The organism is Pseudomonas sp. (genome assembly GCF_050739655.1).
Classification (GTDB): Bacteria; Pseudomonadota; Gammaproteobacteria; order Pseudomonadales; family Pseudomonadaceae; genus Aquipseudomonas.
The window spans coordinates 1-1,962 of the sequence record NZ_JBOIBY010000715.1; the positions used below are offsets into that span (position 1 = coordinate 1).

The window sequence follows — 1,962 nt, forward strand, 5'->3', positions numbered from 1 at the left end:
GCTGAAGGAAGCCGGTCTTGCTGTCGAGATCGTCGTGGTCTCCATCGGTACGGCCAAGTGTGAGGAGACCCTGCGTACGGCTTTGGCAATGGGTGCTGATCGCGCGATCTTGGTTCAAACCGAAGACTCTGTTGAGCCACTGGCCGTCGCTAAAATTCTCAAAGGCGTTTGCGACGCTGAACAGCCTGGATTGGTCTTTGTGGGCAAACAAGCAATCGATGATGACAGTAACCAGACAGGTCAGATGCTTGCCGCTTTGATGGACGCCTCTCAGGCCACCTTCGCCTCCAAAGTGACCGTAGAAGGCGATAGAGCCGTGATTACCCGGGAAGTGGACGGTGGCTCTCAGACTGTTCAGGTAACGCTGCCAGCTGTGATCACTACCGACCTGCGTCTGAATGAGCCGCGCTATGCCTCTCTTCCGAACATCATGAAGGCCAAGAAAAAGCCGCTGGAGAAAAAGACCCCAGCGGACTACGGCGTAGACACGGCGCCTCGTTTGAAAGTCTTGAAAGTTCAAGAGCCGCCAGTTCGTAAAGCGGGCATTCGTGTTTCCTCGGTGGCAGAGCTGGTTGAGAAGCTCAAAGCCGTTTCGGTCATCGGTTGAAATAGGGGTTCATAATGTCTGTTCTTATTCTTGCTGATTACACCGCTGGCGTCCTGGCAGACGACGTTGCCAAGGCTGTCGGTGCCGCTATGAAATTCCAGAAAAACGTTCACGTTCTGGTTGCTGGCCATGCTGTTGAATCCGTTGCCGCCCAAGCTGCAAAGCTTGAGGGCGTGACAAAAGTGCTGCTGGCCGACGACGCCTCCCTGGAACATCAACTCGCGGAGTCGGTCGCCGGTGTTGTCGTCAAGCTTGCCTCTCAGTACGAGGTCATTCTGGCGTCCGCCTCCACTGCAGGTAAGTCCGTTCTGCCGCGCATTGCTGCCAAGCTGGATGTGATGCAAATTTCCGAAGTGATCGAGATCATTTCGCCTGACACGTTCGCCCGGCCAATTTACGCCGGCAATGCCATTCAGTTCGTGCAGTCTTCAGATGCCAAAAAAGTTTTGACCATCCGCTCCACTGCATTTGACGCAGTAGGTGCGTCGGGTAATGCAACGATTGAAGTCGTTGCCATCTCGGCTGAAAAGGTGCCGACCACTTTCTTGAGCAACGCTCTCGCAACCAACGAGCGTCCTGGACTGGCATCTGCTCGAATCGTCGTGGCAGGTGGGCGGGCTCTGGGGTCGGCAGAGAAATTCACTGCTACGCTGGGCCCTCTCGCAGACAAGCTGGGTGCCGCCATTGGTGCTTCCCGCGCAGCGGTAGACTCGGGCTTTGCCCCGAACGACTGGCAGATCGGTCAAACCGGAAAAATCGTCGCCCCAGAGCTCTATTTCGCTTTCGGCATCTCCGGTGCGATACAGCACCTCGCGGGTATGACCGGTTCGAAAATCATTGTGGCAATCAACAAAGACGAAGAGGCTCCCATCTTCCAGGTCGCCGATTTTGGCTTGGTAGGTGATGTTTTCGAACTCGTTCCCGAACTTACTAACGCGTTGTAATACGCATACTGGAGAGCGTCATGGGTGTAAAAATTAACTTCATCAACCCGTTCGGTACCGATGCCTACAATGGCCTGATCATGGAAACCATGACTCCGTATCTGACCGGTGGGGCCGAGCTTGTAGTCACTAACACCAAGAACTGTCCTGAGAACATCGATTACTACTACAGCAAGCACCTGATCGAAGAAGCCATTTTCGAAAGTTGCATCGAAGCTGAAAAGGCAGGTTTCGACGCTGTGATCGTGGGCTGCTGCTACGACCCTGGCGTTCGCGTTGCCCGCGAGCTGGTCGATATTCCTGTGATTGGCCCGCTTGAAGCAACCATGCAGATGGCCCCGTACTACGGCCATGAATATGTGCTGGTCACCGATCACCACAAAGCCGTTCCATATCTGCGTGACATGGTTC

General features: G+C 54.6%; 3 protein-coding genes. All 3 read left to right on the forward strand.

The features are described 5' to 3' along the window. The coding region (locus ACRESJ_RS33905) for an electron transfer flavoprotein subunit beta/FixA family protein (RefSeq protein ID WP_431761778.1) at nt 1-607 on the forward strand (607 nt) is incomplete at its 5' end. A 14-nt stretch (nt 608-621) separates the two neighbouring features. Next, complete coding sequence (locus ACRESJ_RS33910; protein ID WP_431761779.1) at nt 622-1,551, forward strand: electron transfer flavoprotein subunit alpha/FixB family protein; 930 nt, start codon at nt 622-624, stop codon at nt 1,549-1,551. Between the two features lie 20 nt (nt 1,552-1,571). Continuing rightward, on the forward strand, nt 1,572-1,962 hold a 391-nt coding region (locus ACRESJ_RS33915; RefSeq protein WP_431761780.1), incomplete at its 3' end, for an aspartate/glutamate racemase family protein.

Excerpts from the sequence above, each read along its gene's own strand:
- ACRESJ_RS33910 (WP_431761779.1), top strand. The coding sequence starts at position 622 with ATGTCTGTTCTTATTCTTGCTGATTACACCGCTGGCGTCCTGGCAGAC.